General features: G+C 35.5%; 3 protein-coding genes. 1 reads left to right on the top strand and 2 read right to left on the bottom strand.

The window, feature by feature from the left end; genetic code table 11:
• Positions 1-231 precede the first annotated feature (231 nt).
• Together F6K22_RS36740 and tnpA are read right to left on the bottom strand one after the other, a co-directional pair.
• Positions 232-1,017, bottom strand: a complete 786-nt coding sequence (locus F6K22_RS36740) for an HIT domain-containing protein (protein WP_363275225.1) — start codon at positions 1,015-1,017, stop codon at positions 232-234.
• Between the two features lie 577 nt (positions 1,018-1,594).
• Entirely contained in the window at positions 1,595-2,008 is a 414-nt protein-coding gene (gene tnpA / locus F6K22_RS36735) for an IS200/IS605 family transposase (protein WP_293109641.1), read from the bottom strand.
• Positions 2,009-2,088: 80 nt separating this feature from the next.
• Between tnpA and F6K22_RS36730 the strand changes: the two genes are divergently transcribed.
• Positions 2,089-3,313: RNA-guided endonuclease InsQ/TnpB family protein (locus F6K22_RS36730; RefSeq protein WP_293109637.1), on the top strand; the 1,225-nt coding region annotated here is incomplete at its 3' end.

Below are 3,313 nucleotides of genomic sequence, written 5' to 3'. Positions count from 1 at the left end.
TGAGAGGTTTTATTAAGTGCAACTTCATGGAGAAATAGTCTACTGTTGCGCAATAGTTAAAGTGAAGTCCGGCGATCGCTACCTTGGCCAGTTTATCTAAAATCTAAAAACTGTTGCGCAATAGTTGAATTAATTATCAATAAAAGTGAGACTATACAAAATAATGCACTTAATAGTTCTTACCCAGACCTGAATTTTACTGACAGCTTTTATCTTTGATTAAGTGGAATTTCATTTAGAAATAGTCTTAGGAACAACAAATCTCATTCCCCCTCCAACTCCTAACTTATTTTTTTGATACCTAGGGATAACATGAATATTGCAGTGCATCATTTTTTGTCCTCCAGCGCGATTAACATTTATTCCTACATTAAACCCATCTGGCTTATACTTTTCTTGTAAAATTTTCTGTACCTGATTTACCATTAACCAACATTCTAATTGTTCATCTATAGGTAACTCAAAATAATTTGCTAGATGACGCTTTGGTATAATTAATGTATGCCCTTTTGTCACTGGATAGCCATCAAGTATTGCATAAGCTTTTCCTGATTCTGTAATTAACTGTAGATTTTTACGGGGGTTACAAAATAAACATTTGTTTTCCGAATTTTTTTGCTGATTATAATGAATATATTCATAAATTTCACACAATTCATCGGTGTGGATAGATTTGAAAGGTAAATTAACTAAACACTGATAAGTTGGTTTCTTGTGTATGTAATGTTCTCGAAAACCTTCTCGCTTCAAACCTCTTCTCACAGCATAATAAGCTTTACCCCCTGACTTTAATAACTGGGAAACTTCCATCAAAACTTCCACTTGTGGTTGTTCAAATAAAACATTTAAGACATAAAAACAGAGAATAGTATCAAACTTTCCCTGGGGATATTCAGGAAAATAATAAGGGTCGTAACCAGTAACATCAAAGCCTTTTTGTTGTAGTAGTTTAACATCGTTACCCAAACCACAACCAAAGTCGAGAATTTTACCTACTAGCAAATTTTTCTCTAGCATTAGTTGGGCTGGAAATGAGATAAATCTACGCTCTTTAGCAGTAAGGTGGGTATATTTGTTTGATTGTTTATTGGTAAACAATGATACTTTTGCGATGGAGTAATGTAGAATACAATAATTATACGATGATATAGCACTACGCAAATAGGGCGTGGAAATTTATAAATGCTCAAACTTAGTCAGAGATTACTTTTGACTTTTTACTTGTGACTTTTAACTTGCGCGTAGCGCTATATAAATCATCTTTGGGTAACCAGTTATATAGCATTCAGGATTCAGCACTCAGCATTCAGCTTTAGTCAAAACTTTACAGCTAATAGCTTTAAAGTTTTCTAGTTGTCCTAAGCTATGTTTCGACTGCTATAAATAAAATATTATTTTAGGGGTAATTTATGAATTGCCCTTACTATCCTATGTGTTTCTTGTTCCCTATTATTTATCAGTATTCAACCGAACATGGTATTAGTTTTCAGAATCAATTAGATTTTCGATAATCAGTCTATTGGCAATATTTAACTCCCCCGGCGGGAAGTCCCGCGCTCTCCCGAAGGGGAGCGTCGTATGGGAAAGCCGGGCGTTATTTATGAGGTTCGTCCTGAGAATCTATGTATTTTTTTAGCACTGAAACACTTACACCACCACAGCTAGCAATAAAGTATGATTCACTCCAAAAAACAGCTTTGAAATAAGCTTTGTTGATTTGCTCTGGAAACTCCGTTCTAAGTCTCCTACTGCTTACAGATTTTAGATTAGTAACAAATTTAGGCAACTCAAGCTGCGGGTAGTATTGGAATAGCAAATGTACATGGTCAGGTTCACCGTTAAATTCTATTAGTTTGCAGTCCCATTTAGTACATAGATTATCTACTATTTCTCCTAATCGTTTGAGCATCTCCTGATTGATTACCTTTTTTCTATATTTAGTTACCAAGACTAAGTGAGCTTTCATGTCAGATACGGCTCTACCACTAGATACAAAATCTTTTTTCATAATTATTTGGCTATAGCTGTTGACAATTAGACATACAGTCATTAGAATAACAGATGTATAGCGCAGGAGGTCTATTCTCTATGCTGTTGAAATACAAGTACAAGCTAAAACCCCATAAAAGTCAAACGGTAATCATAGCCAATTGGTTAGAAATGGCCAGAAAGCAATATAATTACCGTTTAGCTGAAAGGCTGAATTGGTTTGAAGCAACGCGCACACCAGTAAATGCTTGTCCTCTTAATGTTTCAGTGGTGCCAGTAGACCAGATTTATCAGAATATTCCTGAATTTAGGATACAAACACGAGATGGCAGAAAAAAGGACATTTTTGGTAATCCGATCACAAGGAAAGGAGATAAGCATCCGAACATAATTAATGGATATGTTGTTTGGGAGACTGTGCAGCTAGCAGATTTAGCACAGACTAAAAAACTTTTCCGTGAGTATAAGTCTATGCACTCTCAGGTGTTGCAAGATGTTATTCAGCGTGTACAAACAACAATGGATAACTTTACCAAACCCGATCAAAAGGGTAAAACCAGTGGTAGACCTAAATTTAAAGGTCGGCATTATTATAATTCTTTCAGTTATCCTCAGTTATCAAATGCCAATATAGTCAAAAATGCCAACGGTCGTTTTTGTATAAATCTACCAAAGATTGGTTTAGTTCCCTTTGTCTACAATCGTTCAATACCAATAGGATTCAAGGTTAAAACAGGTACAGTAGTACGGGCGGCAGACGGATGGTATATCAGCTTAACGATAGAAGATCAAGCTGTAACTGTAGAGGTTGCAGAAATTCAACCCACTTTAAAAAACTCAAAAGGTATTGATTTGGGATTATTGCACTATGCTGTTACCAGTGATGGAGAATTTATCCAAGTTCCTAAGTTTTTTAGGTTCTCTGAAAATAAATTATCGAAACTTCAGGTGAGATTAGCTAAAAAACAAAAGCATTCTAAGCCTTGGAAGATTCTCAAGCGTAAAATAGCTAAACTGCATCAGCTGATAGCTAGACAACGGTTAGATTGGCAATTTAAACTAGCTTATCATTTCTTCAGTGATTCTCAGGTGATATTTTTAGAAGACCTACAAATAGCTTCTTTAGTCCGACGTTGCAAAGCTAAATTAGGTGATAATGGTCAATTCTTACCCAATGGTCAATCAGCTAAGTCAGGACTAAATAAGTCTTTGCAAGATGCAGCTTTTGGTCAGTTTGTTCAGGTTTTGGAGTATGTAGCCTGGAAACTTGGCAAAAGAATTATCAAAGTAGACCCCAAAGGTACATCTCAACATTGTTGGGAAA

Origin of the sequence: Okeania sp. SIO2F4, assembly GCF_010672385.1 — a bacterium.
In the GTDB taxonomy this organism is placed as follows: Bacteria; Cyanobacteriota; Cyanobacteriia; order Cyanobacteriales; family Microcoleaceae; genus Trichodesmium.
Note: the sequence above shows the minus strand (reverse complement) of the source record. Positions and strands in the feature narration are given on the sequence as shown.